Below are 25,643 nucleotides of genomic sequence, written 5' to 3' on the forward strand. Positions count from 1 at the left end.
CAATGTGGGCAGATATTGCAGCATTTTTAAAAGCAAATACGTCAGAGACGATACTCATTTCGATTATAGGCACAATATTAGTCTGGATGTACAAGCAGTTCAAAGGTATGATAGATAGCAAACAACAGAGTAAGCTGGTAATGTTACAGTTAAAGCAAAGTCTTTTTACTAAGCTTGAGTTAAGTATTGCGAATGTAATTCATCAGGATAATGAAGTGAGTAAGCAGCAGATGTATGCATTGTTGGGGGAATGTGGTCCTTATCTAACAAATGCACAACGAACGGTCATGCGAGATTATTATAAGCAACTTAATCCCCTTCTGCTCCATACGTTGCAGGCTTTGATAGTGAGCGAGGTGGACAAACTTGGCAGACAACTGGGCCAACAAAGAGAAGATGAAGAAAACACTGAGTGGTTGATCTACATTCAGAGGTTGTACGCTCCATTCGGACCAATGATATTATTTTTAATTATTACATTATATATTGTGTTTATTTATCAATTAGTGAAGCAAGGAGCCTCTTTGTGGATTCAGATTTGCATTTTGCTTTTGGGCGTGACTATTTTTCTATCTGCAACATTATTTGTTGCCATGCTCTTTTTCTTTTTCCGGGGAGAACTAGTTAAACAAGGCGCTAAACGGTGGTGCCTTATTGCCGTAATTATTGTTTCGCCTGCTTTAGCGTTTGTTGTCAATCGGATTGATCTGTTCATTGCTGTGTTCGGTATTCAACTTCTGGGATTGATAGTTGTGTCACGCAGCAAGAGGCCTTCGGAAATTATAAGACCATAGTAGGAAATTGGGTTGGGGTACGAGTGAAAAGAATGATAAAAGTCCGATTCGAAGTATGATCGTGGATTGGCTGAGAATCAGTGTGAAATTTGAGATCGCAAAGCTTCAACGCGAGCAGACAGATCCATTTATTATCAAACAGACCACTATCCCAATTACAAGAGATAGTGGTCTGCTTTTCTTATTACTACGCATCACAAGCTTCAAGCTCTCTAATCGACTCGGCCACCTTGGCCATCATAGAGCATTCAATTCGCTTACGGAAAACGTCACAACTAAACTCGTAAATTCCGTTGATGGAACCCGTCGCATGCAGGGCATTGGCCGGACAGCCGCCGCTGCAATATAGCTTAGCCCAGCAATCTTTGCACGCTGGCTTCGTATAGCAGTTGCTCTGCTTGAATTGGCCTTGCAGCTCAGGTCGTGTTATACCCTCCCAAATGTTACCCATACTGTACGCTTCATCCCCTACAAACTGATGGCATGGGAATAGCTCGCCTGTTGGAGTGACAGCGAGGTATTCGGTGCCTGAGCCACACCCCGTGATTCGCTTCTGGATGCAAGGGCCTTCCGAGAGGTCAAGCATGTAATGATAGAACGTAAATCCGTTGCCTTGCGCACTGCGTGTAATCATTTCCTTAGCAAGAATTTCGTACTGCTCGTAAATCTCCGGAATATCCTTCTCGGTAAGGGCATAAGGTTCTCGTGGATCACAAATGACAGGCTCCATGGAGATTTTGTCGAAGCCTAGATCTGCGATATGAAAAATATCATTTGTGAAATCTACATTGTTTCGTGTATACGTTCCCCGTACATAATACTCCTGATCGCCGCGTTTTTGAATGAACTCCCGAAACTTCGGTACGATATGATCATAACTGCCTTTGCCGGTCACGGTTGTGCGCAGCCGGTCGTGCACTTCTTTTCTGCCATCAAGGCTTAAGACGACATTGTACATTTCCTCATTTAAAAATGCAGTAACCTCATCGTCCAGCAGCATCCCGTTTGTGGTGAAGGTGAAGCGGAATTGCTTCTTCCATGCCTTTTCCTTACTTCTCGCATACGCTACAATCTGTTTCACAACTTTCCAAGCCATAAGCGGCTCTCCGCCGAAGAAGTCGATGTCCAAATTTCGATGATGCCCTGAGTGTTCCAGCAAGTAATCGATGGCGCGTTGCCCAACTTCAACACTCATGATGGCTCGTTCACCATTGTATTTCCCTTGGCTGGCGAAGCAATACTCACAAGACAGATTACACGTATGCGCTACGTTAAGACAGAGCGCTTTCACATACGTGGTTCGTTTTTTTAAATCGATAGACAACTCTTCATACATATCCTCTGTAAAGAGCAGCCCTTTATGTTTGAGTTGTTCCACCTCAGAGAGCGTATCGCGAATGCTTTCCTCAGTAAAATGTTTTTCCTTCATTAAGCTCATTATTTGTGCTGGAGCTGTATGCTCATAAAGCGCAATGATCTCATACGCCAGATCATCTACAACATGCACTGAGCCACTATAGGTATCGATCACGATGTTGTAACCGTTCAGTTGATATTGATGAATCATATTGCGAACCAAGCTCCTTTTTACGTACAAATTGCAATGACTTTCCGGCTAACGAGCATAAACAACTTCGCCGTCCTTGTAGGGACGGCGGTGAGCGTTAATTGCTATTTGTTCATTGCATTTTCACAACGCTGATTGGCAACACCACAGGAAGTTTTGCAAGCAGACTGACAAGAGGTTTGGCATGCACCGCATCCGCCGTGTCTTGCTGTGTCCATTAGTTTGCGCGTACTTAGTGTAACGATTCTTTTCATCATAATAGCTCCTATTCCTTTTGTTCGTTATATTTAACCTGCTCCGTTGAACTATCGTAGCAACAACGTTGGCGGCATATCAATCAAAAAGGTCACACCTCATCCTACCTGCTTGATGATCGATGGCAGAATAGGCTTGCGTATTTTGGGTGAGATAAAAAAATTAGGCGAGTATTGTGTGCAGGATGGGTATTTGCGTTTATATATTAGTCAAAATAATAAGGAGATGGGTTGTACGCAGAAAGATGGGGCAGTGAGCCAGCATCCGATGAAATGGCGATTTCATTTATGAGCTACACTTTTCATTAAAGTCCAACAGCTTATATGTGGGATAGCCTGATAGGATCAGTTTTGTTTAAAATGGTGGCAGTTAACTTGTGTACGCCCAAGAAAAGAGGCCCGCTACATTAGGGGCCACTTCATCCCTACAAGTTGAACCTGTAAAAGACCTCCTATTATTTTGCACGCTTCACATATTCCGCAGACTTTATACCGGCCTGACGGCCAAAAATAATAATCTCTGCGATGGAGTTGCCACCGATGCGATTTTCACCATGCAGACCGCCTGTCACTTCGCCAGCAGCAAATAGAGCCGGTATAGGCTTGCCATCCTTGTCTAATACTTCTGTGTTAGTGTTAATTTTTACACCACCCATCGTATAGTGAATGCCTGGACCGATTTTGATCGCATAGTATGGAACATTAGACAATTCATGCTCCATTCCCGTTTTTCTGTTAAACGAATCATCCTTCTTGCTCTTCACAGCACTGTTCCAGCCCTCAAGCGTTTTTTGGAGCGGAGTAGCAGGCACACGGATGATTTCCGCCAGCCCCTTGATCGTATCTGCTTTTTTCACAAACCCCATTTTCTCATAATAATCGATTGCTTTTGCACGTGCTTTGACACCGGAGTCGAAAATTAAATAAGCACTTTTTTCAGGAAGCTTGTTAATGGCAGCCGTTACGCTATCACGAGCGCCCATCTCATTTACGAAACGTTTTCCTTCACTGGATACGAGTATTGCACCTTCACCGCGCACAGCTTCACCAATCAAATACGAATTTTCCTGTTGAACGGTAGGGTGAACCTGAATTTGATCCATGTCAACGGTGGTACCGCCCATGTGCTCTACCATCTTAATACCGTCACCTGTGCTGCCCTCTTGATTGGTCGTCACATAACCTTCAAGGTCAGGCCGCACCTTCTTAATTAACTCCATATTTGCACCGAATCCACCTGCTGTAATGACAACCGATTTGGCTGCAATGGTTTTATTCTCATTTGCTTGGCTGAAATCAACCTTTACACCCGTTGCCTTCCCGTCTTTACTTGTCACCTCTTGCACATTGGCGTTTACAAAGAGCGGGATACCTTGTTCTTGTACTTTTTTGATCAATCCAGAGACAAGATATTTACCAACAGCTGAGCCGTCTTCAGGACGGTGAGTGCGCTTCTTGCTCATTCCCCCTGTAATCGTAATGTTGTTTAGGCGAATACCATTGCTGTCTAACCAATCAATGGCAGCGGCAGAATGGTCCACAAAGTAACGAAGCATATCCTTATTGTTGGTCAAATGCCCGCCCTTTAGCGTTTCATCATAAAACAGATCATTAGAATCCGTAATGTTCTGTTCTTTCTGGAATTTGGTTTCCGAAGCATTCATCCCTGAGGATGCTTTGCTTGTGTTGCCGCCGGCTACCTGCATTTTCTCCAGAATGACAGGACTTAAGCCTGCCGCTTTTATTTCAAGTGCCGCAGTCATGCCAGCGCCTCCTGCACCAACGATAACAACGTCATAACTTTCCTTGAGTTGGTCAAGCGGTGTATATGTTGCAAGGGAGGGGCTTGATACGGCATCTTCCTTTTCTTTTTCCTTATTTTCGTTTGCCTGCTCATTTGCACCTGCATCCGTTCCCTGTTGCTTGGAGCTTGCTCCTCCACAGCCTGAGATCAAAAGCAGAAAGGCAAGCAGGATGATTAGGGCAGGTTGGCTGTTCCTTTTCATGAAATAATCCTCCACATCATGTAGTTCTCTCACGGTCTTGCAGCATAAGCGCATGCATGCGACCTGTCACGTTAGTGTGCCAATTTTGGCCTTGTATTATTTAGGAGGCGCAGGAAATTTCCTGATCAAAATATACATCTGTTAATGAAACGTAATGACTTTCATCTGCACGTTCTCATGTACATTGAATAAATGAAATCAAACACAAATTATACGTGTCGTAATACTTTCGCCATGTTCGTCAACGTAAACATATGGGATGATACTACTCAAGAGGTCAACAACAGGTGCAGTTGAAAATATATTGTACAAGTGAATGACCTCCAATCCCTTCAGGCTATTGCCATCCTTCCTTCTACAACCCTTGGAGATTCAATTAGGGTGGCGCTTTTCCTGAAGATTTTACAATCAGGCTATTGCATCTCTTCCTTCTTAAACCAAACCTAGCTGATACTAGAGATGCAAGTTTCCTGATTGTTATTTTATGAAATAAGGAGGGATTAGGCTCAATGAGAAATGTCATTTATTTAAGAAGAGCAAAAAAGCTCATTGTAGAACCTGGCCAACACCGTCTCCCCCAACCATATATAGCTACGGCAATGAAAAACATAGAGTATTTAGGGTTTACTTTATCCAAGCCGCTTATGGAAGTCGTTCAAACGATGTCTGTGGAACAGTTTCTGGAGTTGTATCATCAGCTTGTGACCGACTTGAAGCTGTTGATAGGTGGAAACGTAAAGTTTAAGCCCATGTACCCCAACTTCCCGCAGCAAGTGATGCTAGCCAACGAGGCAGAGCTTTATATTAACGCTATTCTTCACTACATTACACTCCAATTGAACGAATATGATGCTTTGGAAAGATTTCCGCTGTTGGATCAGGTTGATTTGAAAGTGATTGAGCTAGGAAGTGAAGCAGATTTTAATTACACCATTCGGAATGTCATTGGGGCAAAAGGATCAATCTCCGCATCAGATCAGGCAGATGTGGAGTGGGTAATCGCTAATTATGATGATTTAAGCTCCATATTGCGAGACGAGATTCCGTTAAAGGAAAACGTGGCGTTTGTAGTAGGGGCGCTGCTCAAATATGAGAAGGCCAGCACGAAGCTTGTCAGCAAATACATAAGAACGGCAACGGATGTGCTGCGGTTAGCGGTAGCTCTGTCGGATGGTGATGTAAGTCTTGCGAACACAACGAAATTCCGTAAGTTCAAGCGATCGGAACGGCGGTTACTGTTGGAACTGCTTGAGCAATGTGGCAACCGCGTGGAGGATATGCTGCGTTATAAACACCGGTGGATTCGTCTCGGCGAAATTTTGCACCCAGCCGAATATAAACATAAGTTCCACGGCTGCAAGGAAGCGTTTGATATACTGCGAAATAACAAGCCTTATGCAACGTTTAATAGCAAAGTCGAATTCGCGCTGCGTCACCAGGGTTCGAGTCTGGCTGCGGACATTTTACAAAGCCGACCTGGGGAGTTCGCTAGGCGGTTAGATCAGTTGCTTCGTACAAATGAGAACAACAGTGTTGTTATTGAAAAATTTGCTGCCATTGCCGAACAGGTTGCAACACCGGTGCTGCTGCAAGTAAGGGCACATTTTGCTAACAGAAATAAGGGGCATGAACTGCGAACGTTTTTCCCAAAAGGGAATGTCGCAAAAGCAGTTGCTATCCAGAACACGCTTCCCGATATTGATGGTGATACTTGTGAGGCGATTATACAAACGTGCAAAAACACGCTCCTAAATAGATTCGCTGAGCTTCCTGCGTTGGGTGACGTCTATGTTGATGTGCGCTTAAAACAATATGTAGTGCCTTTTTCTCAACGGTCAGCAAGCAAGGCGCTTCGTACGCTCGTTCGCGGCAGTCGGATCGATCTGCCTGAAGGTGACACGATCCGCTTCTTCTTATGGTGGAAAGAAGGGCAAGTAGACGGAACACCTACAGGAAGAGTGGATATTGACCTGTCCGCGGTAATGTATGATGAGCAGTGGCAGTATGTCGAGCATATTTCCTATACGAATTTGCGTTCAGCTCAATATAAGGCGGCTCATAGCGGGGACATTACATCGGCTCCGCATGGGGCATGTGAGTTTATCGATATGGATATTCCTTCTGTTGTGAAATACGGGGGCCGTTACATTGTGGCCACGCTATATTCATTTACGGGGCAGGCCTATTGTCATTTGCCAGAGTGTTTTGCAGGCTGGATGATGCGGCAGCATCCCAACTCTGGAGAGATTTTCGAACCTTCCACTGTGGTGGATCGAATCGACATTGCTGCGGACACAACAATCGCGATTCCAATCATTTTAGATGTAGTAGAACGAAAAATGATTTGGTGTGATTTAGCGTTGAAACAGCATCCGAACTATTTTAACAATGTCGAAGGGAATCAAAAGGGGATGGTGCTAATGGGCAAAGCTATAACCACCTTAACGAAGCCTAACCTGTACGATCTATTTATGCTCCATGCGGAGGCCAGAGGCCGAATTGTGCAGCATGCGGATGATGCACAAACCGTGTTCTCGGTGCATGAAGGTGTGACCCCCTTTGATATTAGTACGATCATGGCAGAGTACATCGCTTAGTGGGAAAAGGTCGGGGAACGTGAGTCACGTTCCTTTCGATGGCCATCAGGAACTGCTTACAACGCGCAAACTCACAGAAATTTCCCTTAATGCTAAGTGGATATACAGTCTCATGCGATTTCAGGGCATTCAGTCCGTTATCCGTAAAAAAGGAAGAAGTACTTGGGCTCCACGCCGCAGTAGGTGGCAGAGAATGTGCTAAACCGTGAATTCGAGGGAGAAGCACCAAACCCAAAATAAATAATGAGCGACGGAAAGGAACTTAACTAAATGGATAATAAACCGTGTGCACCTTATATTTTCAAATTAATGCGGCTAGAAGAAGCTGAAAATATAGTTAAGTGGAACTATGCCCCCGCTTATTCTATGTATAATATGTCAGATGATATCGAGGAGATTCAGGAACTATTGGATGGTTCCTACTATTCAGTTAAAAACGCCGGTGATGAGCTAGTTGGTTTCTTCTGTTTTGGGGAAAATGCACAAGTAAATGCCGGTGCCAGTCAAGGAATATATTTGGATCAAACAGCTCTAGACATTGGATTGGGAATGAGACCAGATCTTACAGGGCAAGGAAAAGGAACAGAATTCTTAATAGCAGGTATGGACTTCACACGAAAAAAATTTAATCCTCACAAACTCAGACTAAGTGTCGCTGCGTTTAATAATAGGGCCATTTCATTATATAAAAAGGTGGGGTTCATGCCTAAAAGCTCTTTTATTAATGAATATAATGGAAACAAGACTGAATTTATATTAATGGAGAACTAACCCGTTTTTATAAGGTTTTACTGAAAAAGTTTCCATGCAGCCTTTCGTTTGCTCTAAGCCATATTACCGCCTGCTCAGATTGAAACTACCTTCATTTATGATTCACATTGATAAATGGGACATTGAATTTATGTATAATCCGCTCCATACCGCTCCAAAGCCTTCGTAGAGGCTTCTAACATCCGTCTTTTCAAATAGTTCCCTTCGATCACCCGCACCCGTTTGCCGAGAAAACGAATCTTTGAGAGCAGAAATTCCATCTCATCACCAGGCAAAGACACTTTTACATGGTACGTATCTTGCTCCTCATCATAGGCAACGTCCTTCTCAAAACAGGAAAAGGCGTACAGAATGCGAGATAATTCTTGGTTGTACTCGCGCACGATCTCAATTACGACATCGCTCTTGCGAGAGTCAAGCGTACGAGCCACATGGGCAAGGATAAGCTCGGCCTTCTCAGTCGGGATCGACTCTGTGGAGACTGTGACGATGCTGTTCAGTCTTGTACGCATAAACGCACGACGGCGAAGGTGATACCAAAGCAGGTACCATTCCTTTTTGACCATCGAATATTCCAGCTTGTACGGCAGCCCGGATTGCTCAGATAGTACTTGTCCACGCTTAAGCTGGTACGTGATGCAGATGCCACTTGTATTCGTAATATGTCGTCGTAAAGGGCGCAGTAGGGGATGGTAGACTTGCCCCTCTGTGCTTTTGGCTTTCTCGAGTAAATGATCACTTGTATTCATACGCTGATCCTGCTCCAGAAGCGAACGCAATTTATCGAGCGTTTCCGCCGTAAAAGCTTCGATCGCCGCAGGATGATCGAGCATCGTTTTGAGCCATGCTCTTTCGTGTGAGGTGATCATAAAAGTACCCGAATCCTCGAGGCGCGCGAGGACTTGATAGTTAAATATTTTCTCGAACAGGTTCATAATACGCTTGAATCTCCTTCCATTCGGCTATCATTTCTCGGCGGAGCTGTATTGGCTCTACTATTTCACAGCTGGAACCAAAGCTGCGCAGCCAAGGCTTAATTTCAAAAGTTCCGTTAACGGTAATTTCATAAACAAAAAAGTCATCATTTTCCTCAATGATCTGTCCCCATTGTCCCTGAAGGAGGACGCGATTGCGAATAAAGTTAGGTTCCATCTCTCCCGGGTTAAAAAAGCGTGCACGTACAGTTACCGGTCGCCCTGTATCGATGAGCCAACTATACTTGATCTTCTCTGCCAGCTCGCTGGACTTTTTGTCCCATAGTTCCTCAGATACAGCTTCTGTTTCTTCCAACTGTGTAATGCCTTCCATGCGGTATTTCCGCACACCTTCCCTGCCGTTCGACAGCAAATACCATCGCCCGTATTGATGGTCATAGATGATTTTAAGCGGTAGCGTTTGTTCTACCTTACCCTCGTGATCCCGCTCGAACAACGGGTTCGTATTTTGGGAGGCATAGCTTTTCTCTGCTTTCGGCGAGAAATACAAGAAACAAACTTTACGGCGATTCCGAATCGCACGCAGTAGCGTAAACAGATGTGCCTCATCTAAAATCCGCGAATAATAATGATATTTGTACAAAAAAGGCTCGATAACTTGCTTTTCCACTTGATTGCGAGCCAGATGCTTCTTTAGCCCATCCCGCAGCAAATAGCCTTGCACAGAAGGGACCTGTGTATTGGCCATCACATCCACGTAGTCATATAGGTCATAAAGCTCCTCATCTGATAATTGTTGGATCAAATCGTTATGTAGACGGTAGCGGAAAGGACGTGTGCCCGCTTCCCGTTTAATGACACCAACTTCCTCCAAATATTTCAAATCCGCTCGAATGGTCTTTTCATCCGGCAGCGGCAAGTCGGGATTCAAGTCACGACAGCATATGTCCATAAGCTCCATCGTAGTGAGCGCCTCTTCGCTCATGGCGGCTAACAGTAAAGATATTCTGTAGGACTCGGATTCCTTGACGGATTTGGCACGAAATATAAACAACAGCAGGGGATCGATGGACTCATAATAACTGTAACGGATCGATTCCGAAACCTGTTTCTCCTGTCCAGGTGCGAGCTGCTGATAAGTGGTGTTTACGATCGTTTTAAGCTTCTTGATGGTTTTGTCAAACGTATGTACAGAAATGCCGAGCCGCTCTGCAAACTGCTGTCTATTGTAGGCGCCGCTCGTTAGCGTCAGCATTCTTAAATATTGAATTTCTTTGTCAAAGCTTTCTTTAGCCACCGTTAAAACCTCCGTTCTCCTGTATCGTTCTTTTATTGTAACAGGGGTTAAAGAGGTGCGATATGGAAAAGTTGTTTATCCGTCGTAATACTTTTGCCATGTTCGCTCAGCCGAAAATAAGGGATGATACATACAGAAGAAGGCACGACATGGTTGTAGCTTTAATAACAAGCCGAATAGAAAGGCTGCTGCTAGTGCGTACAGCTCACACAATACAGGAACACTTGGAGATGACAAAGTAAATAGCAGCGCTGGACTTGGGTTAACTGGATTTGGGAGAGAAAGAACGCTCAGCTAAAAGAAGGGAAGTGAGTCCTCCATGTCAACTTATGAACAACTTATTTTGGAGGAATTGGCACGAATCGAACAGGAAGAACAAGTACGAATTTTGTATGCTTGTGAATCGGGCAGCCGTGCTTGGGGATTTCCATCTAAAGATAGTGATTATGACGTTAGATTTATATACATTAGACCGTTGGAATGGTATTTATCGATATTTGAGCAACGAGATGTGATTGAGCGGCCGATTAGCAATATGCTGGATGTGAATGGCTGGGATCTGAAAAAAGCGCTAAAGCTGTTCCGCAAATCCAATCCGCCGCTGCTGGAATGGCTGCAATCGCCGATACAGTATCAGGAGAGCTTCTCTATTGCGGACCAAATACGGCGCCTTTCACCGTCTACGTTTTCACCTCGATCATGTATGTATCATTATCTTCATATGGCAAAAGGGAACTATCGGGAATATTTGCAGGGTGATCAAGTGAAGATCAAAAAGTATTTTTATGTGCTTCGCCCGATATTAGCATGTGAATGGATCGAGCGGTATAATACGATGCCGCCTATTGAATTTCAAATGTTGGTTGAGGAATTGGTGCCAGACAAAAGTGAGCTTAAAGCAGAAATCGAGCAGCTGCTCGTGCGGAAGATGGCGGGAGATGAGCTTGATTATGAGCCTAAAATAGCGGCTATCAACGCGTATTTGAAAGAGAAAATATGCTACTTTGATCAAGTTGCTGCTAAAATGTCGGTTTCGTCTGACAATCAGGATCAGCAGCTTAACGCCTTGTTTCGGTCAGCACTAGATGAGGTGTGGCTGCAAGGTGCGAAGCCGTTGTTGGACAGACTTGACTAGTTAATTGATAGCCTATCAATAAAAGAAGTTGGAATCAAGCGCAGGGTATTTAGAAATAAACAATAATGTTGTAGTAGAGGAGTTAACACTTATGGCTTATCAAACTATAGAAGGTGTTCGTGTGTGGGGAAGCCCAGAGGAAGGGGCTTTGATCCAGGCGAAGCAGTGTGCGGCTACTGGAAACGTCGTACAGTCGCTGCTGATGGCAGATCACCACAAGGGGTACAGCCAGCCAATTGGCGGCGTTGTCGTATATGAGGGACAAATATCGCCATCTGGTGTCGGCTACGATATCGGTTGCGGCAACAAAGCAGTGCGCACTAATCTGTATGTCGCGGATATGAAGTCTCGACTAGCTCAAATTATGGATGAAATCGCACGCAGTATTTCGTTTGGGATGGGGCGTGTTAATCAGGAGAAGGTGGATCATGAGTTGTTTGATGATCCGGATTGGGCGGTATACGAAGCGATCGGCAAGCAGGAGCACGACAAACTGAAGGTGTTGGCTCGCAACCAGCTTGGCACAGTAGGCAGCGGCAACCATTTCGTGGACTTGTTTGAGGAAATGGAGACGGGGCGATTGTGGATCGGAAATCATTTCGGAAGTCGCGGCTTTGGACATAAGACGGCAAGCGGATTTCTGAATCTGGCTGCGGGAAGAGCTTTTATGGATAAAGCGCCTGGCGAGAAGATGGATCAGCCGCCTGTACTGCTTGACCTTCACAGCGAGCTGGGCGACATGTATTACCGTGCAATGAAGCTGGCGGGGCGGTACGCGTATGCAGGACGTGATCATGTTATACAAGAGGTGCTGTCGATTCTCGGTACAACCGCAGACTTTGAGGTTCATAATCACCACAATTACGCATGGAAAGAGACACATAACGGACAAGAGGTTGTAGTTGTGCGTAAAGGAGCTACACCTTCGGCACCAGGTCAGCTCGGCTTTATCGGTGGGAGTATGGGAGATATTTCTGTTATCGTCAAGGGCAAGGATACAACGGAAAATCGTGATGCATATTATAGCACTGTTCACGGCGCTGGACGTGTCATGAGTCGGACGCAGGCAGCAGGTAAGATGAATTGGAAGACGCGGTCCCGCAGTGGCGGACAGATCAGTACGCAGCAGATGCTGGACGCTGTGCGTGACTTTGGGGTTGAACTTCGCGGTGCAGGGACGGACGAGAGTCCATTTGTATATCGCAAGCTTCAAACGGTGCTGGATGCTCATGCAGAGACGATCGAGGTGCTGAACGTATTGCGGCCGATTGGGGTGTGTATGGCAGGCGCGGACGAGATTGATCCGTATAAAGATTAGGAGATCTGCTCATTAAAACAACTTTCTTATTACCTAAATAGGATGCGAGACCATCACAGGCAAATAAACTTGACTGATGACGGTTATCGCTTTCTTTTTTACGTGTTATGCTATAGAAAAGATGTAACTCTATTAATGAAAATAAGATTACATATATTAAACATGGAGTAATGACAGATGGAAGCTGCCGATTTAAAAGAACGAATATCGAATTTAACTATATGGAAGAAGAATGGACAAAGGGCTCCGCATAAGCCGCTGCTCCTTCTTATTGGCCTTGCCGAAATTCAACGAAACGTTATGATTTTGCCATATGAGTTGGTCCGAGAGAAGATGAAGGCGTTGCTGATGGAGTTTGGGCCCCCACGAAAATCGTATCATCCCGAGGAACCTTTTGTTCGACTCGTCTCTGATGGCATATGGGAACTAAGCCAACCTATCGATAAAAACAATTTTTCGGAAAAACAGCTGATTGTGAATCAAGTAACAGGTGGATTTAATGCGGAAGTGCTTGAACTGCTGCTGAGCGATATACTGCTCATTCAAGAGCTGGCGGAACTACTATTAAACGAACATTTCCCTGCCACGGTTCATCAAGATATACTTGATGAAGTCGGACTTGATCTCTCGATTCGGAAGAAACGAGCTCGTGATCCGCATTTTAGAGATAGAATTCTAAAAGCGTATGAGTACAGCTGCGCAGTATGCGGTTTCAACGTCAGATTGGGGAACCAATTGGTTGCCATTGATGCAGCGCATATCCAGTGGCATCAAGCTGGCGGACCTGACACTGAAGAAAACGGAATTGCCCTGTGTACACTGCATCACAAGCTGTTTGATCGAGGCGTATTTACAATAACAGAGGAGCGGAAAATGCTCGTGGCCGAACAAGCACACGGTACAAGTGGTTTTGATGAGTGGCTTATGAGATATCATGGAAAAGAAGTTCGCTTTCCAATACATCCTGCGTATAAGCCCAAAGACAATTTTATCAACTGGCATGTGAAGGAAGTATTTAAAGGGCCTGCACGATATCATATATTATAATTAATAGCTATTAAATCAGCCCCTGCTTGATAGAAGCAGGGGCTGATCGTTAAATTATAGGATTGTATTGTCACGTTATCACAACAACGAGTAGAGTGGAAACTCCATTAAATTATGGAACGGCTGTTGGCTCTTTAAGTTGCCGATCTTAACGAGCTCAGCAGAGCGGAGAATTTGCTATCCATAAACGACAAACTTTTCTGGACGGAGGCAGTGAAGTCATTCTCACTCATGCCATCCTTGCCGGCTAAGTGTGCCTTAATATTTTTGACTATGGCAGCTTTAAGCACTTGAATGTCCTTCAGAGCCTTATCACTCTCTTTCTTATGCTGCTTCACTTTCACCGCACATGTCTTCTTGGCAGCATTAAGCGCTTTGATGTCTCGAATCTTCTCGGCTTTGGCCTGTGCCAGCATATCCTTACTTGCTTTACTCTTAACTAGGCTGGTGTACCTAGCTGCTGAAGCCTTATACTGCTCCGTGAGCGGCTGAACGTCTGGACATAACCGAACACTCAGATTCTTTTGTGCTGCTTTAACCTCGTTAACTTTACTCTTATAAGACTCAAAATAAGTCTTTTCAATATTTACAGTAGGCGCGGATGCAGCTGCTAGAGCTTGAGAGGGAACGAGTATAACAAGCAGTAGCAAAAAAACTATTATTTTCTTCATATTCCAGATTCCTTTCTTGGTAGTCATCTAATCATAAGGCAGGTTATGGAATATTTCAATATTTGTAAACACAATAGGGTACAAAGCACCAAGCTAGCATTAAGCGGATTAGCGCTCGTTATGTTGTCAGGGAGCGAGTTCACGTGCTGGTAAGCAACAAAGCCCCGTCTGGCACGAAGGCTCCAGACGGGGCTGCTGAAACTTATGGAATCGTTGTGAAACGATTCAGTAAGGGAAGGGGCGCGCAGTATGATTAGTTACTTAATCGTGTAAGGAAGCTTAAACGTCCACAATTCGGTGCCGTTATCCGAAGCTGTGCTGCCTACGCCAAAGTCATTGTCATTAACAATGACAAGCGTATTGCTATTCACCAGCGACAAGCCTTCAATCTTCTCGTACGGGTAGCCAAATTGAACTGCATCAAGTACAGTGCGCTTAGCTGGCGGGAGAATTCCGTTCGCACGTAAGTCAGCAATCGTCATTTGTTCTAGCGCAGTACCTTGCTTGGCATCGTCATATTTGCCGAGAATGTTAGTTGCGTTTGACAGGTCAATTGCATATATCCGTTTCAACTGTGCTTTGTCACCGGCATTTTTGTCACGCTCATCAATTAGCAGCGTGTTCTCGTTGACGACAACTAGATCAGAAATGACGATGTCTGATTGGGACAGGTTGTTGAATTGCTTCGCGTCCTCCGCCACATAAACATATTCAGCTACGGGCTGCAAGGTGGAAAGGTCAAGTTTGATAATTCGCAGCTGACGCGAATTGTCAGTAGACTTGTCCGGGTTACGGAGCGGACTTTGCATAGCCATGAACATGTATTTGCTGTCAGGCGTAATGCCTACTGCTTCGGCACCACGGTTTTGGCGAAGCTTGTTGTATACCGCTGGCAAAGTTTCACGTGCTGGCACGAGCGGAGTGGACACCTGCGTACCCCAGCCCTTAGGCACGATCCGTTCGATAAGCGTGCCATCGCGTTTAACGTGGACGATAGAAGGACCGTACTCATCTGAGATCCAGAACGAGTCATCTTTTGGATTGTAGGCAAGTCCTTCTATGTCCAGTCCGTAAGGATCATAGGCAAGCTCTTTCTCTGCTTTACTATCAAAAGGTACTTCGTCACGGCCTTTAATATTGGGTAAGCCTGTAATACGATCATTACCAGTTGCAGGATTAGTACCTTTTACTTTCAGCGGTGTTTGCTCCAAAATTTTAATTTCGCCTTTTTCAATTTGGATCTTATAAAGACTTGGTGTGTAAGAGGCAAGCGGGAAAGTGCGGCGATTTTTACCGTTAACCTCAACTTCTCCGTTAGGACCGCGATCCGCCGTGGAGTAAAACACGTTATCAGGGTCACCAGGTATATGTGTTAAAGAGGATCCAATCCCCATTTTCACACTGTCATTTAGATTAGGTGCATTTAATTTATACTTTCCCGTTAACTCAGGCTTGTCTGTCAAAGCCACACTGCTGCGGAACTCATCCCAATCTACATATTTTCCAGTAGCTTCACTAAGCGCACGGAGCGGCAAGTATAAACGGCCGTCAATATCCACTGCGGAAGAAGAAGGTGTCACGGCTTGTCCGTTGTTCGTATACGTAATTTGCTCTGCTGGGGAACCGTTTAGTGCGTTTACGGGTATAACGTTTGTTCCTACTGTGAGTGTAAGTGCTGCTGTAGCAGCAATTAGCCATTTGTGATTCATAATCGAGAAATCCCCCTTCAATCGTTAACGTGCTCGTATTTAGTCGAATTATAGCAGTCACTTGTTAAGCTTACGTAATGGCGATGTTGAAATTGTGTAAATAAAAATGAAACGGGCCATTTACTTGCTCTAATCGGAGTGTGACGATAGGCTCCCGTTAGCAGATTTCAGATGCTATATTTTGCTATTTGTTTCGTAAGCATATTGACATTGAAAATTAGGTTGTGGTATATAAAAAGAAGTGTTAGCACTCAACAGGAAAGAGTGCTAATCATGGCGAACTGTATATATGACCGCTGCGCCCCCAATGGTTATGCCAGGTGAGCCAGCGTTAATCTATTAATTTCTTTACATTGAAAGGGGATCTATTCATGGCCAAGAAGCAGTTCAAAGCAGAATCCAAACGATTGCTGGAAATGATGATCAACTCCATTTACACACAACGAGAAATCTTCTTAAGAGAGCTTATTTCGAATGCTAGCGATGCAATCGATAAGATGTACTACAAGGCGCTTGCGGACGACAAGTTAGTATTTAACAAAGAAGATTATTACATTAAAGTAGCTGTCGATAAAGACAGCAGAACGTTAACGATTACAGACACAGGCATTGGGATGTCCAAGGATGAACTCGAAAATAACCTTGGGGTAATCGCCAAGAGCGGATCGTTGGCCTTTAAGTCAGAAAATGAATCAAAAGACGGACATAACATTATCGGTCAATTCGGGGTTGGATTCTACTCCGCCTTTATGGTTGCAGACGTTGTAACAGTAGTCAGCAAAGCGTTCGGTAGCGATGAGGCATTTAAGTGGGAGTCCAAAGGTGCTGACGGATACACGATTGTACCGTGTGAGAAGGATACAGCAGGAACCGAGATTACGCTGCAAATTAAAGCGAATACGGAAGAAGATCAATATGACGAGTATTTGGAAGAGTACCGCCTCAGATCGATTATTAAGAAATATTCCGACTTTATACGTTACCCGATCAAGATGGATGTGAAGGGGCAACGGCCTAAAGAAGGCAGCGAAGAGAACGAACTGGAAGACTACCAAGAAGAACAGACGATCAACAGCATGGTACCGATCTGGCGGAAAAATAAAAACGAGCTGACGACCGAAGATTATGAGCGCTTCTACAACGAAAAGCGTTATGGCTTCGATAAGCCGTTAAAGCACATCCATATTAGCGCGGACGGCGCAGTGGTGTACAAAGCAATTTTGTTTATTCCAGAGCATACGCCATTTGATTATTACACGAAGGAATACGAGAAAGGTCTTGAACTTTATTCCAACGGTGTGCTTATCATGAACAAATGTTCAGATCTGCTGCCAGACTATTTTGGTTTTGTTAAAGGTATGGTCGATTCAGAAGATCTGTCCTTGAATATTTCACGTGAGATGTTACAGCATGACCGCCAATTGCATCTAATTGCCAAGAACATCAAAAACAAAATCAAGAGCCAACTGCAAAGCTTGCTGAAGGATGAGCGTGAGAAATATGAAACGTTCTACAAATCGTTTGGCAGACAGCTCAAATATGGTGTGTACAGCGATTACGGCGCTAATAAAGAAACATTGCAAGATTTGGTTATGTTCTATTCTTCCACCGAGAAGAAGCTGGTGACGTTGGATGAGTATGTATCCAGAATGCCAGAGGAACAAAAGTACATTTATTATGCGTCTGGTGAATCGATTGAGCGTATCGAGAAGCTGCCGCAAGCCGAGATGGTTGCTGATAAAGGTTATGAGATTCTGTACTTCACTGATGATATCGATGAGTTTGCGATTAAGACGATTATGCAGTACAAAGAGAAGGAGTTCCGTTCTGTATCCTCCGGCGACTTGGGTATTGAAGCCGATGAGAACGACCAGGCAGAAGAAGCGAACGACAATGACAATAAGGTGTTGTTCGAAGCGATGCAGAGCATTCTGACAGGCAAAGTGAAGCAAGTAAAAGCATCCAAGCGATTGAAGTCTCATCCGGTGTGCTTGTCCACTGAGGGCGAACTGTCCATAGAGATGGAAAAAATATTAAAGGCGATGCCTAACAGCCAGGATGTTCAAGCAGATAAAGTGCTGGAAATCAACGTGAACCACGAAGTGTTCCAATCTTTGAAAAATGCGCAGGCAGCGGACCAAGAGAAGCTGAATCTGTACACCAACCTGCTGTACAACCAAGCGCTGTTGATTGAAGGCCTGCCAATTCAAGACCCTGTTCAATTTACGAACGATATGTGCAAAGTTATGGTGTAAGCTATAATTATCATCAATTAAGATATTAAGGATGGTTGCTGCTGCAAGCAGCTCACATCACCTATAATAACCCGACATCGGAGCTATATCCGATTCGGGTTATTTGGTCTGTGTTGCCCTGTTTTTGTTTATTTTTGTCGCTGCGTTTGGAATGCTTGCAGCGTCTCCGTCAAAGTCTGTACGGGTGCTTGCTCCAACAAATCTCCGATTTGTGACAGGCGAGCCTCCGCATTCAGCAGCGTAAAGTCACGTGGACTTGGATTGCGTTCGACTTCCTCCCAAGTTAGAGGCATCGAAATGGTCGCAAATGGAGTGGCTCTGGGCGTATACGCAGCTGCAATCGTACGACCGATGTCGTGCTGTGCATAATCGATGTAGATGCGAGTACCACGATCCTTTTTCAGTCGCTCGATCGTAAAAAGTTTTGGTGATTGCTGGCACAGATACTGCGCTACAAATAAACCAAACGACTTCAATTGGGCAAAGGTCGGTCCTCGTTGCAGCTTGATTACGACTTGCACGCCGGTTGCACCAGAGGTTTTCGGTACACTGTCGATACCTAAGGAGCGCAGGAGTTGTCCTACAAGGGCAGCGGCTTCCATAATTCGCGGTTCTACAGGGACGGAAGGATCAAGATCAATGATCCATTGCTCCGGAAGCTCATCGCCTACGGTGTGCAAGGAAGGGTGAAATTCCAAACTTGCCAGATTGGCAAGCCAAATCAACGTAGGCAAATTGTTAAGCAGCACATACTCATGCTGACCATGCCATGCTGTGTCTACAAATTCAGGCGTGGGCTGCGGGCAATTTTTCTGATAAAAGGACTCCGCGTATACACCATCTGGGTATCGAATCGTAGTTAAATAACGTTTCTGGCAATACCGAATCAAGTAAGGAGCAACAGGCAGCAAAAGTTTCACATAATCGGCTTTGGTTAATCCAAGTTCAGGCCACAACAGCTTGTCTGGATTAGATAAAGACACCTCATGCCCTTCGATTTGGAGTGAATATTTAGCTGCCACAGGTTGGAGCTCCTTTCTATCACCAAGCCATTAATTTGCGAATGAGAATAAATGAAGGTGGGCATTTAGCGTTTAATTTAACAGGTGCTGTTTGCTTGGCAGGGCTAAAAGCTTTGGATGCCTGAGTACACCTGCACTGGTAAGCTCAAGTGCCATCACATCACATGGAAGCGGCTGCGAGAACCATTGCAGTTGTTCTCGTTTTAATTCAGTTGGAAAGGATGCAAGGCTGCCGACTATGGGCTTACTAACGCCATATTGTTGAGTCCATTTTTGCAGCAGGGTGCGATGCGTTTCGTTTAATCCACTTGCTACTCTTCCCACATAGATACCATCGACTTGTAAAAGGATCAAGCTTGCGATTCTGCCGTTATTTATAATGTAACCAACAGCAAGTACAGTGAGATTTAAACGTTTTTTCCGCTTTACCCATTCTCGATGCAATTTACCTTGTCGATAAGGAGAATGACGATGTTTGCTTACGATTCCTTCCCACCCGTTTGCTTCCACCCACTCCCACAATGCAGATCCATTAGTAAATACGTCGGTTACAAACAAAGACGCAGTACGTTCTGGCATCAGCTCTAGCAAGGTTTGATGTCGTTGCTCATAGGGGTATTGACGCATATCTTCACCATTAAAGGCCAATAAATCAAACACCACATACGTAAGAGTGAACTGTTGCCACGTGGAGCTAGCTGAGCGCTGTCTTTTTAAAATAAGGGAAAAGGATGGACGCTGTAATTCTGAGTCAAAAACGACAGCTTCACCGTCCAACAAGACAGAATGACCTTCAAGGGGAAGGTAGGCAGCTAAAGCAGCAGCGATAGGTTGATATTGTGCTGTCCGCTTTTCCATTTTACGTGTATATAGTTCAATATGGCCCTCGTGGATGAAGGCCAACAATCGAATACCGTCCCATTTTAACTGATGCAGCCAATCAGCGCCCTCTGGCAACGATGGAACAGGCAGTGGGGCCATCGGATCGAAACGCTGATCCAAATGGATGCCAGAAGGCAGCGGGTGATCTAGCTGCCGCACCTTGCTCACGGCTTGTCCGCGCTGCGGCTCGTACGTCTGCGCGGCGCGGGTGCACTAGCCGCGCTGTCATTGCCAGCGGCCGCAGGCAGCGCGTCCGCTTTGCGGCTGCGTGTCCGCTTCGTGCGGGCAGGCTCCGCGGTGAGTGGCGCTACGGCCGAATTAGCGCCAGCACTGCTGCTCGCGGCAGGAGCATCCCCCGCCACGTTGCGCCGCTTGCGTGAATCAGCGGCAGCAGCGTCTCCCGCCGCAGTGCGCCGTTTGCGTGAGCCTGCGGTTGGCTTAGCGCTTGCAGGGTCTAGCCCAGCCTGCCCTTTGGCTGCGCCCCTGCCCTGTGCCTGTGAGCGGCGGCTGCTCGCAGCTCGAGTAGCGCTCGTCGCAGCCGTATCGTCTACCGCAGGCACAGCTTTCGCTTGCGTCGCCAAGTTCTGCCTTGCTGCTCCGCCGGCTTGGGCACCAGCTATGCCGCTAGCTGCCGCCGCTCCGCTGTCTGGCACAACAGGCTGCATGGCCTGAATGCTGGCCTGCAACGCCGCCATCAGATCGACGATTGGTGGCTCGTTACTTGCCGCAGGTGCTGTAGTTATCTCTTTGCCCGTTATTTTTTCCTGAATGCGCGTAAGCAGCCGTTCACGGTATTCGTCTGTATATTTTTCCGGCTCAAAATGACTGGATAACTGGTTGATTAGCACTTGGGCCATCTCCAGTTCCTTCGGATTAATGTGGATGTTCTCAGGTATGTTGGGTACTTGCCCAGAACTGCGAATTTCATCTGGATAATGCATCGTCTCCATCACCAGGCAGTTATCAAGCACACGTATAGCAGCCAAGCTGCTTTTGGCGCGTAATGTTACTTTAGCAATCCCAATCTTGTTCGTGCTGCTAAGCGCTTCGCGAAGCAATTGATACGCGTTGCCACCAGCCTGATCAGGGGAAAGATAATACGTTTTTTGGTAATAAATCGGATCAATTTGTGTCAAATCAACAAAATCTAAGATGGCAATCGCACGATTAGCGTCATCTTGTAAAGTGTCAAGTTCATCTTTGGTAAAGAGCACAAAATGTCCTTTTTCATATTCATAACCTTTCACAATATCGTTCCATGCCACTTCCGTGTCACATACGGGGCACTGGCGTACATAGTTTAATGGACTGCCGCACACCGAATGAATCATTCGTAATGAAATATCTTTGTCTTCGGTAGCGGAGTGCATTTTGACAGGAACGTGGACGAGGCCAAAGCTGATTGCTCCCTTCCAGACGGTATGCATCATTATTCTCCTGTTCTTCATTCATATTTGTGTAGGTTCAGTATGTGAAATTGCGGGTGGATTTACACGGGCAAGAGATGGGAATGTCATGTATGTTTCGGGCGGTTCCAAGCCAAATTAAGCATACCGACATAGGAGGAGGTTCGCGATGAACGTAGAACGTGCCAAACAAATATATGAAATGAAGGATACGGTGCCTGTAAAATTAGACGGAGAACAATCGGTCTGGATTGAACATGTGGATACGGCAAATGGAATGGCGACCGTTCAGGTAGGTGCTAACCCAACAAATACAGAAACTGTATCGGTAGAACGTCTCATTGAGTCTAACTAAAGGTGAGATCGGAAAGATCCAATTTATGATAAGGGTATATGATGCTGCGCAATTAAGGCTCGATGAAGCCCGTTGCGCAGCCTTTTTGCTTTGTAGACACGGGCCTCTAATTGCTTGGAGTTCTATGATCACTTTTTATTTATGTTATAATGAGGTGTTAGTTAAGCTTGCTATTGTGATTCGTCATGCAGCAAGCTGCACGGAACAATTCATGCAGGAGGGGATCAGGTGTGCAGACGGCGAACTTTTCATTTCGCTCTATGAGCGAGGCTGATACGGAGCGTTTGGCGACTCGTGTGGCTGAACATTGTGGCCCAGGAACCGTAATCGCGCTGGATGGAGACTTGGGCGCAGGCAAAACACGCTTTTCACAAGCCATTGCCAAGGCGCTTGGAGTTACAGATGTAGTCAACAGCCCCACATTTACGATCATTAAAGAATATAACGGCGCAACATTGCCGCTTTATCATATGGATGTATACCGGATCAGCATGGCTGAGGCGGATGAGCTTGGTCTTGACGAGTATTTTTACGGAGACGGTGTATCATTGGTGGAATGGTCGAGCATTATTACGCCCATTTTGCCACCAACTTATTTGCACTTGTACTTGCAGTATGAAGGCGAGCATGAACGTATTATTCGGATGACAGCTTATGGAGAGCCTTATGTAACTTGGTTGAATCAATTGAAATGGAGCGGAGTGTAATATGTCGTACGATACGGAACAACATCGCAGATTACTTGCTTTTGACACATCAACAGCAACGCTTGCTGCGGCCCTCATGCAAGGAGGGAATGTGAAGCAGTGCATACACGATAATGCGGAGCGGAATCATTCGATTAAGCTAGTACCTGCTATGCATCAAATGCTGCAAAAGGAGCAATGGGGGGAGGCGCAGCTTGATGGTATAGCGGTTGGTATTGGTCCAGGCTCTTATACAGGGGTACGGATTGCTGTCACGGCGGCCAAGACGATCGCATGGGCTTGGGATAAGCCAGTTATCGGTGTCTCTAGCCTAAAAGCGCTAGTTTTAACCGGGACTGCTCAATATGCAAACTCATCCAAGCAAGGCGAGGCGGCGGCTCACTCTGCCACTAATCCGGATGCTTTGTTTACCGTATATCCGCTTATGAATGCACGTAGAGGACAAGTCTATACCGCTACATTTGCGGGCGTGCATAAGGAGCTTCATACACTAATGGATCATACTTCTGACGCTGGAAGCCGAGAGCGTACTTGTCAAGTAGAACGGGAAGACAGCATTCGGATGTTCGTTGAAGTAGCTGAGGAAGCGGAGCAATTGTTGCTGAAGGATTCGAATCGATATGTATTGTTTGTTGGTGAGACGATACAGCAGCAAACGATATTGGACGAGCTGTTGAGTAAGTTTGGTTCGCGTATACAAGTCATTCCATGTGAAATGGATGCAGGCTGGATTGGCTTATTGGGGCAGGCGGCACTGACTCGTGGTGAGCGGTCTGACGTACATCGTTTAGAGCCTAATTACACGCAAGTGACAGAGGCAGAAGCCAAATTAAATGCAAATCAAACGTAGCGGGTAAACCGTTAGCTTAACTAAATAACTAGATGAGCTATCAGCTTTTCGAAGTAAAGGAACAGAAGAAGCGTAAGGGTAAAGGTGAGTCAGGACGTAAAGTGTTGCCTGTAAGGGTGGCTGGACGTTTGAACTGAGCGTTTTGCTGGACATACAAGAGTTTAGAGGGAAAAGAAGTGGAAGGAGCAGAGCGGGATGAAGGAAATGAAACGGGACCAAGCTGAATTACAGGCTGTCACATACGTGCGAGGGATGGAAATTACCGATGTTGAGCAGGTCATACAGGTCGAACACGCCTCTTTTACAGTGCCGTGGACAAATGACGCTTTTCATAATGAGTTGACCACCAACCTTTTTGCCCGATATATTGTTATCGAACATGAAGGACGGATAGCAGGATACGCCGGCATGTGGACGATCCTGGATGAAGCGCATGTCACCAACATTGCAGTTCATCCTGACTTTCGCAGACGAGGATGGGGCGAATGGCTGCTGCGGGAGTTGATTGCTCGTGCAATCGCACTTGGTATGGTAAAAATGACGCTTGAAGTACGAGTGACAAATCTTACGGCACAGCAGTTGTACCGTAAATTCAAATTTGAACCCGCCGGTGTTCGTAAAGGCTATTACTCCGATAATCAAGAGGATGCTTTAATTATGTGGACGGATTTGCAGCAGCTGTGCAGTATTCAGAGTGAAGTAGGTGAGAGTTAAGATGACGCAAACACAGTCAACGAAAGAACAAATAGATACCGGGTTTCACCGTCAGGGAACGATTCTTGCGATTGAAACAAGTTGTGATGAAACGGCTGTAGCCATCGTACGTGATGGCCAAGAAGTGCTGGCGAATGTCGTGTCAAGTCAGATTGATGTGCACCGCAGATTTGGCGGCGTAGTACCGGAAATCGCATCTCGTAAACATGTGGAGACGATTACCGTCATGATTGAGCAAGCATTGGATCAAGCAGGATTGACACTTCGTGATCTGGATGCTATCGCAGTGACGCAAGGACCGGGGCTCGTCGGCGCGCTCCTCGTCGGTATTATGGCGGCCAAGTCGCTTGCATTAGCGTTAAACATTCCGTTAATCGGCACACATCATATTGCAGGTCACATATATGCCAATCAGCTTGTAGCTAAGCTCGAATATCCATGTCTGGCTCTTGTGGTGTCTGGAGGACACACTGAACTGGTGCTTCTGGAGCGTGAAGGTCAATTCCGTATTATAGGCCGGACTCGTGACGACGCAGTGGGCGAGGCATACGATAAAGTAGCACGTGCTGTGGGCTTTCCATACCCAGGTGGTCCTCACATGGATCGACTTGCGCTTGAAGCAGCGGAGGTCGTTACCCTGCCACGTGCTTGGCTGGAGCCTGACTCTTACGATTTTAGCTTTAGTGGTGTGAAGTCCGCTGTACTTAACGTGGTGAATCAGGCAAAGATGAAAGGTGAGCCTCCTATGCCAGCCGCAATCGCACGCGGGTTTCAGGAGTCCGTCATTGATGTACTCATTACGAAGGCGATGCGTGCCATCAAGGAATACGGGGCAAAGCAGTTGCTCTTATGCGGCGGTGTAGCTGCTAACAGAGGCTTGCGTGCAGCACTCACTGAAAGATGTGCGTTGGAGCAAGTGCCGCTTGTCATTCCGCCATTTGAATATTGTACTGATAATGCGGCAATGATAGGTGCTGCTGGCTTCCTCAAATGGAAGCATCAGCAATTCGTCGGCTTGGATTTCACGGCGGAGCCGACTTTTTCGTTGGAGCAATGGTCGATCATGTCTTCCTGAGCAAGTGTGGAATTTACATGGCAAAATATGCGGAAGCCGAGTGGCTTATTCATCGGCCCGACATAAATGCTATGTTCCCAGTTTACTCAACTGTACTTGATAGCAGTGTAAAAGAGAAGCTTATTCCCGTACTCATTTGAGGGTGAAGAGCTTCTCTTTTCTATTGTAAAATTTTAATTTCTAGTAAATGACATTCGAAAAGGTTGTGGATAAAAGTTATCCACATATTCAGCATTGTAATGTGGAAAACGCTTACAATGCTTCTTATATAGGTTT

At 45.6% G+C, this 25,643-nt stretch carries 23 protein-coding genes and 1 pseudogene; 14 read left to right on the top strand and 10 right to left on the bottom strand.

The window, feature by feature from the left end; all coding sequences use genetic code 11:
• The first annotated feature begins 2 nt into the window (after positions 1-2).
• On the top strand, positions 3-794 hold the full coding sequence (locus tag H509_RS0115015; protein WP_028545803.1) for a hypothetical protein: 792 nt from the start codon (positions 3-5) through the stop codon (positions 792-794).
• Positions 795-981: 187 nt separating this feature from the next.
• On the opposite strand, the gene scfB is transcribed toward H509_RS0115015, so the two are convergent.
• Both scfB and scfA read right to left on the bottom strand, forming a co-directional pair.
• Complete coding sequence (scfB, locus tag H509_RS0115020; RefSeq protein ID WP_028545804.1) at positions 982-2,361, bottom strand: thioether cross-link-forming SCIFF peptide maturase; 1,380 nt, start codon at positions 2,359-2,361, stop codon at positions 982-984.
• Positions 2,362-2,465: 104 nt separating this feature from the next.
• The gene (gene scfA / locus H509_RS27255; protein ID WP_084159221.1) at positions 2,466-2,615 is read right to left on the bottom strand and encodes a six-cysteine ranthipeptide SCIFF; all 150 of its coding nucleotides are present in this window, start codon (positions 2,613-2,615) and stop codon (positions 2,466-2,468) included.
• Between the two features lie 46 nt (positions 2,616-2,661).
• Here scfA and H509_RS28000 point away from each other — a divergent pair, with 46 nt between their 5' ends.
• Entirely contained in the window at positions 2,662-2,907 is a 246-nt protein-coding gene (locus H509_RS28000) for a hypothetical protein (RefSeq protein WP_169450925.1), read from the top strand.
• Between the two features lie 163 nt (positions 2,908-3,070).
• Here the strand turns inward: H509_RS28000 and H509_RS0115025 are convergent, their stop codons facing one another.
• Positions 3,071-4,621 (bottom strand): flavocytochrome c, encoded by a 1,551-nt coding sequence (locus tag H509_RS0115025; RefSeq protein WP_028545805.1) that lies wholly within the window; start codon positions 4,619-4,621, stop codon positions 3,071-3,073.
• A gap of 509 nt (positions 4,622-5,130) precedes the next feature.
• Between H509_RS0115025 and H509_RS0115030 the strand changes: the two genes are divergently transcribed.
• The gene (locus tag H509_RS0115030; protein ID WP_028545806.1) at positions 5,131-7,218 is read left to right on the top strand and encodes a TerD family protein; all 2,088 of its coding nucleotides are present in this window, start codon (positions 5,131-5,133) and stop codon (positions 7,216-7,218) included.
• 270 nt (positions 7,219-7,488) lie between these two features.
• Positions 7,489-7,989 (top strand): GNAT family N-acetyltransferase, encoded by a 501-nt coding sequence (locus H509_RS0115035; RefSeq protein WP_051287206.1) that lies wholly within the window; start codon positions 7,489-7,491, stop codon positions 7,987-7,989.
• Positions 7,990-8,117: 128 nt separating this feature from the next.
• Here the strand turns inward: H509_RS0115035 and H509_RS0115040 are convergent, their stop codons facing one another.
• Together H509_RS0115040 and H509_RS0115045 are read right to left on the bottom strand one after the other, a co-directional pair.
• On the bottom strand, positions 8,118-8,924 hold the full coding sequence (locus H509_RS0115040; protein ID WP_028545808.1) for a WYL domain-containing protein: 807 nt from the start codon (positions 8,922-8,924) through the stop codon (positions 8,118-8,120).
• Complete coding sequence (locus tag H509_RS0115045) at positions 8,899-10,221, bottom strand: helix-turn-helix transcriptional regulator (protein WP_028545809.1); 1,323 nt, start codon at positions 10,219-10,221, stop codon at positions 8,899-8,901. Before H509_RS0115045 ends, H509_RS0115040 begins: the two co-directional genes overlap by 26 nt.
• Before the next feature lie 319 nt (positions 10,222-10,540).
• Here H509_RS0115045 and H509_RS0115055 point away from each other — a divergent pair, with 319 nt between their 5' ends.
• The 3 genes from H509_RS0115055 to H509_RS0115065 all read left to right on the top strand — a co-directional run bounded on the left by H509_RS0115055 (position 10,541) and on the right by H509_RS0115065 (position 13,721).
• Complete coding sequence (locus tag H509_RS0115055; protein ID WP_028545811.1) at positions 10,541-11,356, top strand: nucleotidyltransferase domain-containing protein; 816 nt, start codon at positions 10,541-10,543, stop codon at positions 11,354-11,356.
• A gap of 91 nt (positions 11,357-11,447) precedes the next feature.
• Positions 11,448-12,674: an RtcB family protein gene (locus H509_RS0115060; protein WP_028545812.1), complete on the top strand. Its 1,227-nt coding sequence runs from the start codon at positions 11,448-11,450 to the stop codon at positions 12,672-12,674.
• 177 nt (positions 12,675-12,851) lie between these two features.
• Complete coding sequence (locus tag H509_RS0115065; protein ID WP_028545813.1) at positions 12,852-13,721, top strand: phosphorothioated DNA-binding restriction endonuclease; 870 nt, start codon at positions 12,852-12,854, stop codon at positions 13,719-13,721.
• 134 nt (positions 13,722-13,855) lie between these two features.
• Here H509_RS0115065 and H509_RS0115070 read toward each other — a convergent pair whose 3' ends face one another.
• Together H509_RS0115070 and H509_RS0115080 are read right to left on the bottom strand one after the other, a co-directional pair.
• Entirely contained in the window at positions 13,856-14,419 is a 564-nt protein-coding gene (locus tag H509_RS0115070) for a hypothetical protein (protein ID WP_169450927.1), read from the bottom strand.
• Positions 14,420-14,649: 230 nt separating this feature from the next.
• Entirely contained in the window at positions 14,650-16,101 is a 1,452-nt protein-coding gene (locus tag H509_RS0115080; RefSeq protein ID WP_028545815.1) for an esterase-like activity of phytase family protein, read from the bottom strand.
• A 371-nt stretch (positions 16,102-16,472) separates the two neighbouring features.
• On the opposite strand from H509_RS0115080, the gene htpG reads away from it, so the two are divergent.
• Entirely contained in the window at positions 16,473-18,356 is a 1,884-nt protein-coding gene (gene htpG / locus H509_RS0115085) for a molecular chaperone HtpG (RefSeq protein ID WP_028545816.1), read from the top strand.
• A 128-nt stretch (positions 18,357-18,484) separates the two neighbouring features.
• Here htpG and ligD read toward each other — a convergent pair whose 3' ends face one another.
• The 3 genes and pseudogenes from ligD to ku form a co-directional block, all read right to left on the bottom strand.
• Positions 18,485-19,378 carry a non-homologous end-joining DNA ligase gene (gene ligD, locus H509_RS0115090; protein ID WP_028545817.1) on the bottom strand — a complete coding sequence of 298 codons (894 nt, stop codon included), beginning with the start codon at positions 19,376-19,378 and terminating at the stop codon, positions 18,485-18,487.
• 72 nt (positions 19,379-19,450) lie between these two features.
• Positions 19,451-20,428: an ATP-dependent DNA ligase gene (locus H509_RS0115095; protein ID WP_051287208.1), complete on the bottom strand. Its 978-nt coding sequence runs from the start codon at positions 20,426-20,428 to the stop codon at positions 19,451-19,453.
• Between the two features lie 470 nt (positions 20,429-20,898).
• Positions 20,899-21,687: pseudogene (gene ku / locus H509_RS28420) on the bottom strand (non-homologous end joining protein Ku); the annotation flags it as partial.
• A 148-nt stretch (positions 21,688-21,835) separates the two neighbouring features.
• Between ku and H509_RS0115105 the strand changes: the two are divergent.
• From H509_RS0115105 to H509_RS28610, 6 genes are all read left to right on the top strand, one after another.
• The gene (locus tag H509_RS0115105) at positions 21,836-22,021 is read left to right on the top strand and encodes an H-type small acid-soluble spore protein (RefSeq protein ID WP_028545819.1); all 186 of its coding nucleotides are present in this window, start codon (positions 21,836-21,838) and stop codon (positions 22,019-22,021) included.
• Positions 22,022-22,206: 185 nt separating this feature from the next.
• Complete coding sequence (gene tsaE, locus H509_RS0115110) at positions 22,207-22,728, top strand: tRNA (adenosine(37)-N6)-threonylcarbamoyltransferase complex ATPase subunit type 1 TsaE (RefSeq protein WP_051287210.1); 522 nt, start codon at positions 22,207-22,209, stop codon at positions 22,726-22,728.
• A 1-nt stretch (position 22,729) separates the two neighbouring features.
• Positions 22,730-23,578, top strand: coding sequence for a tRNA (adenosine(37)-N6)-threonylcarbamoyltransferase complex dimerization subunit type 1 TsaB (gene tsaB / locus H509_RS0115115; RefSeq protein ID WP_028545821.1), 849 nt, complete (start codon positions 22,730-22,732; stop codon positions 23,576-23,578).
• Between the two features lie 195 nt (positions 23,579-23,773).
• The gene (gene rimI, locus H509_RS25505; protein ID WP_036697580.1) at positions 23,774-24,292 is read left to right on the top strand and encodes a ribosomal protein S18-alanine N-acetyltransferase; all 519 of its coding nucleotides are present in this window, start codon (positions 23,774-23,776) and stop codon (positions 24,290-24,292) included.
• 1 nt (position 24,293) lies between these two features.
• Entirely contained in the window at positions 24,294-25,367 is a 1,074-nt protein-coding gene (gene tsaD / locus H509_RS0115125) for a tRNA (adenosine(37)-N6)-threonylcarbamoyltransferase complex transferase subunit TsaD (RefSeq protein WP_051287212.1), read from the top strand.
• Positions 25,368-25,384: 17 nt separating this feature from the next.
• Positions 25,385-25,507: a hypothetical protein gene (locus tag H509_RS28610; RefSeq protein ID WP_281169740.1), complete on the top strand. Its 123-nt coding sequence runs from the start codon at positions 25,385-25,387 to the stop codon at positions 25,505-25,507.
• The last annotated feature ends 136 nt before the right edge of the window (positions 25,508-25,643 follow it).

Origin of the sequence: Paenibacillus taiwanensis DSM 18679, assembly GCF_000425125.1 — a bacterium.
Taxonomy (GTDB): domain Bacteria; phylum Bacillota; class Bacilli; order Paenibacillales; family Paenibacillaceae; genus Paenibacillus_B; species Paenibacillus_B taiwanensis.

Coding starts and splice junctions, on each gene's coding strand:
- H509_RS0115015 (WP_028545803.1), top strand. CDS start 3: ATGTGGGCAGATATTGCAGCATTTTTAAAAGCAAATACGTCAGAGACG.
- scfB (WP_028545804.1), bottom strand. CDS start 2,361: ATGATTCATCAATATCAACTGAACGGTTACAACATCGTGATCGATACC.
- scfA (WP_084159221.1), bottom strand. CDS start 2,615: ATGAAAAGAATCGTTACACTAAGTACGCGCAAACTAATGGACACAGCA.
- H509_RS0115025 (WP_028545805.1), bottom strand. CDS start 4,621: ATGAAAAGGAACAGCCAACCTGCCCTAATCATCCTGCTTGCCTTTCTG.
- H509_RS0115030 (WP_028545806.1), top strand. CDS start 5,131: ATGAGAAATGTCATTTATTTAAGAAGAGCAAAAAAGCTCATTGTAGAA.
- H509_RS0115035 (WP_051287206.1), top strand. CDS start 7,489: ATGGATAATAAACCGTGTGCACCTTATATTTTCAAATTAATGCGGCTA.
- H509_RS0115040 (WP_028545808.1), bottom strand. CDS start 8,924: ATGAACCTGTTCGAGAAAATATTTAACTATCAAGTCCTCGCGCGCCTC.
- H509_RS0115055 (WP_028545811.1), top strand. CDS start 10,541: ATGTCAACTTATGAACAACTTATTTTGGAGGAATTGGCACGAATCGAA.
- H509_RS0115060 (WP_028545812.1), top strand. CDS start 11,448: ATGGCTTATCAAACTATAGAAGGTGTTCGTGTGTGGGGAAGCCCAGAG.
- H509_RS0115065 (WP_028545813.1), top strand. CDS start 12,852: ATGGAAGCTGCCGATTTAAAAGAACGAATATCGAATTTAACTATATGG.
- H509_RS0115070 (WP_169450927.1), bottom strand. CDS start 14,419: ATGACTACCAAGAAAGGAATCTGGAATATGAAGAAAATAATAGTTTTT.
- H509_RS0115080 (WP_028545815.1), bottom strand. CDS start 16,101: ATGAATCACAAATGGCTAATTGCTGCTACAGCAGCACTTACACTCACA.
- htpG (WP_028545816.1), top strand. CDS start 16,473: ATGGCCAAGAAGCAGTTCAAAGCAGAATCCAAACGATTGCTGGAAATG.
- H509_RS0115105 (WP_028545819.1), top strand. CDS start 21,836: ATGAACGTAGAACGTGCCAAACAAATATATGAAATGAAGGATACGGTG.
- tsaE (WP_051287210.1), top strand. CDS start 22,207: ATGCAGCAAGCTGCACGGAACAATTCATGCAGGAGGGGATCAGGTGTG.
- tsaB (WP_028545821.1), top strand. CDS start 22,730: ATGTCGTACGATACGGAACAACATCGCAGATTACTTGCTTTTGACACA.
- rimI (WP_036697580.1), top strand. CDS start 23,774: ATGAAGGAAATGAAACGGGACCAAGCTGAATTACAGGCTGTCACATAC.
- tsaD (WP_051287212.1), top strand. CDS start 24,294: ATGACGCAAACACAGTCAACGAAAGAACAAATAGATACCGGGTTTCAC.
- H509_RS28610 (WP_281169740.1), top strand. CDS start 25,385: ATGGCAAAATATGCGGAAGCCGAGTGGCTTATTCATCGGCCCGACATA.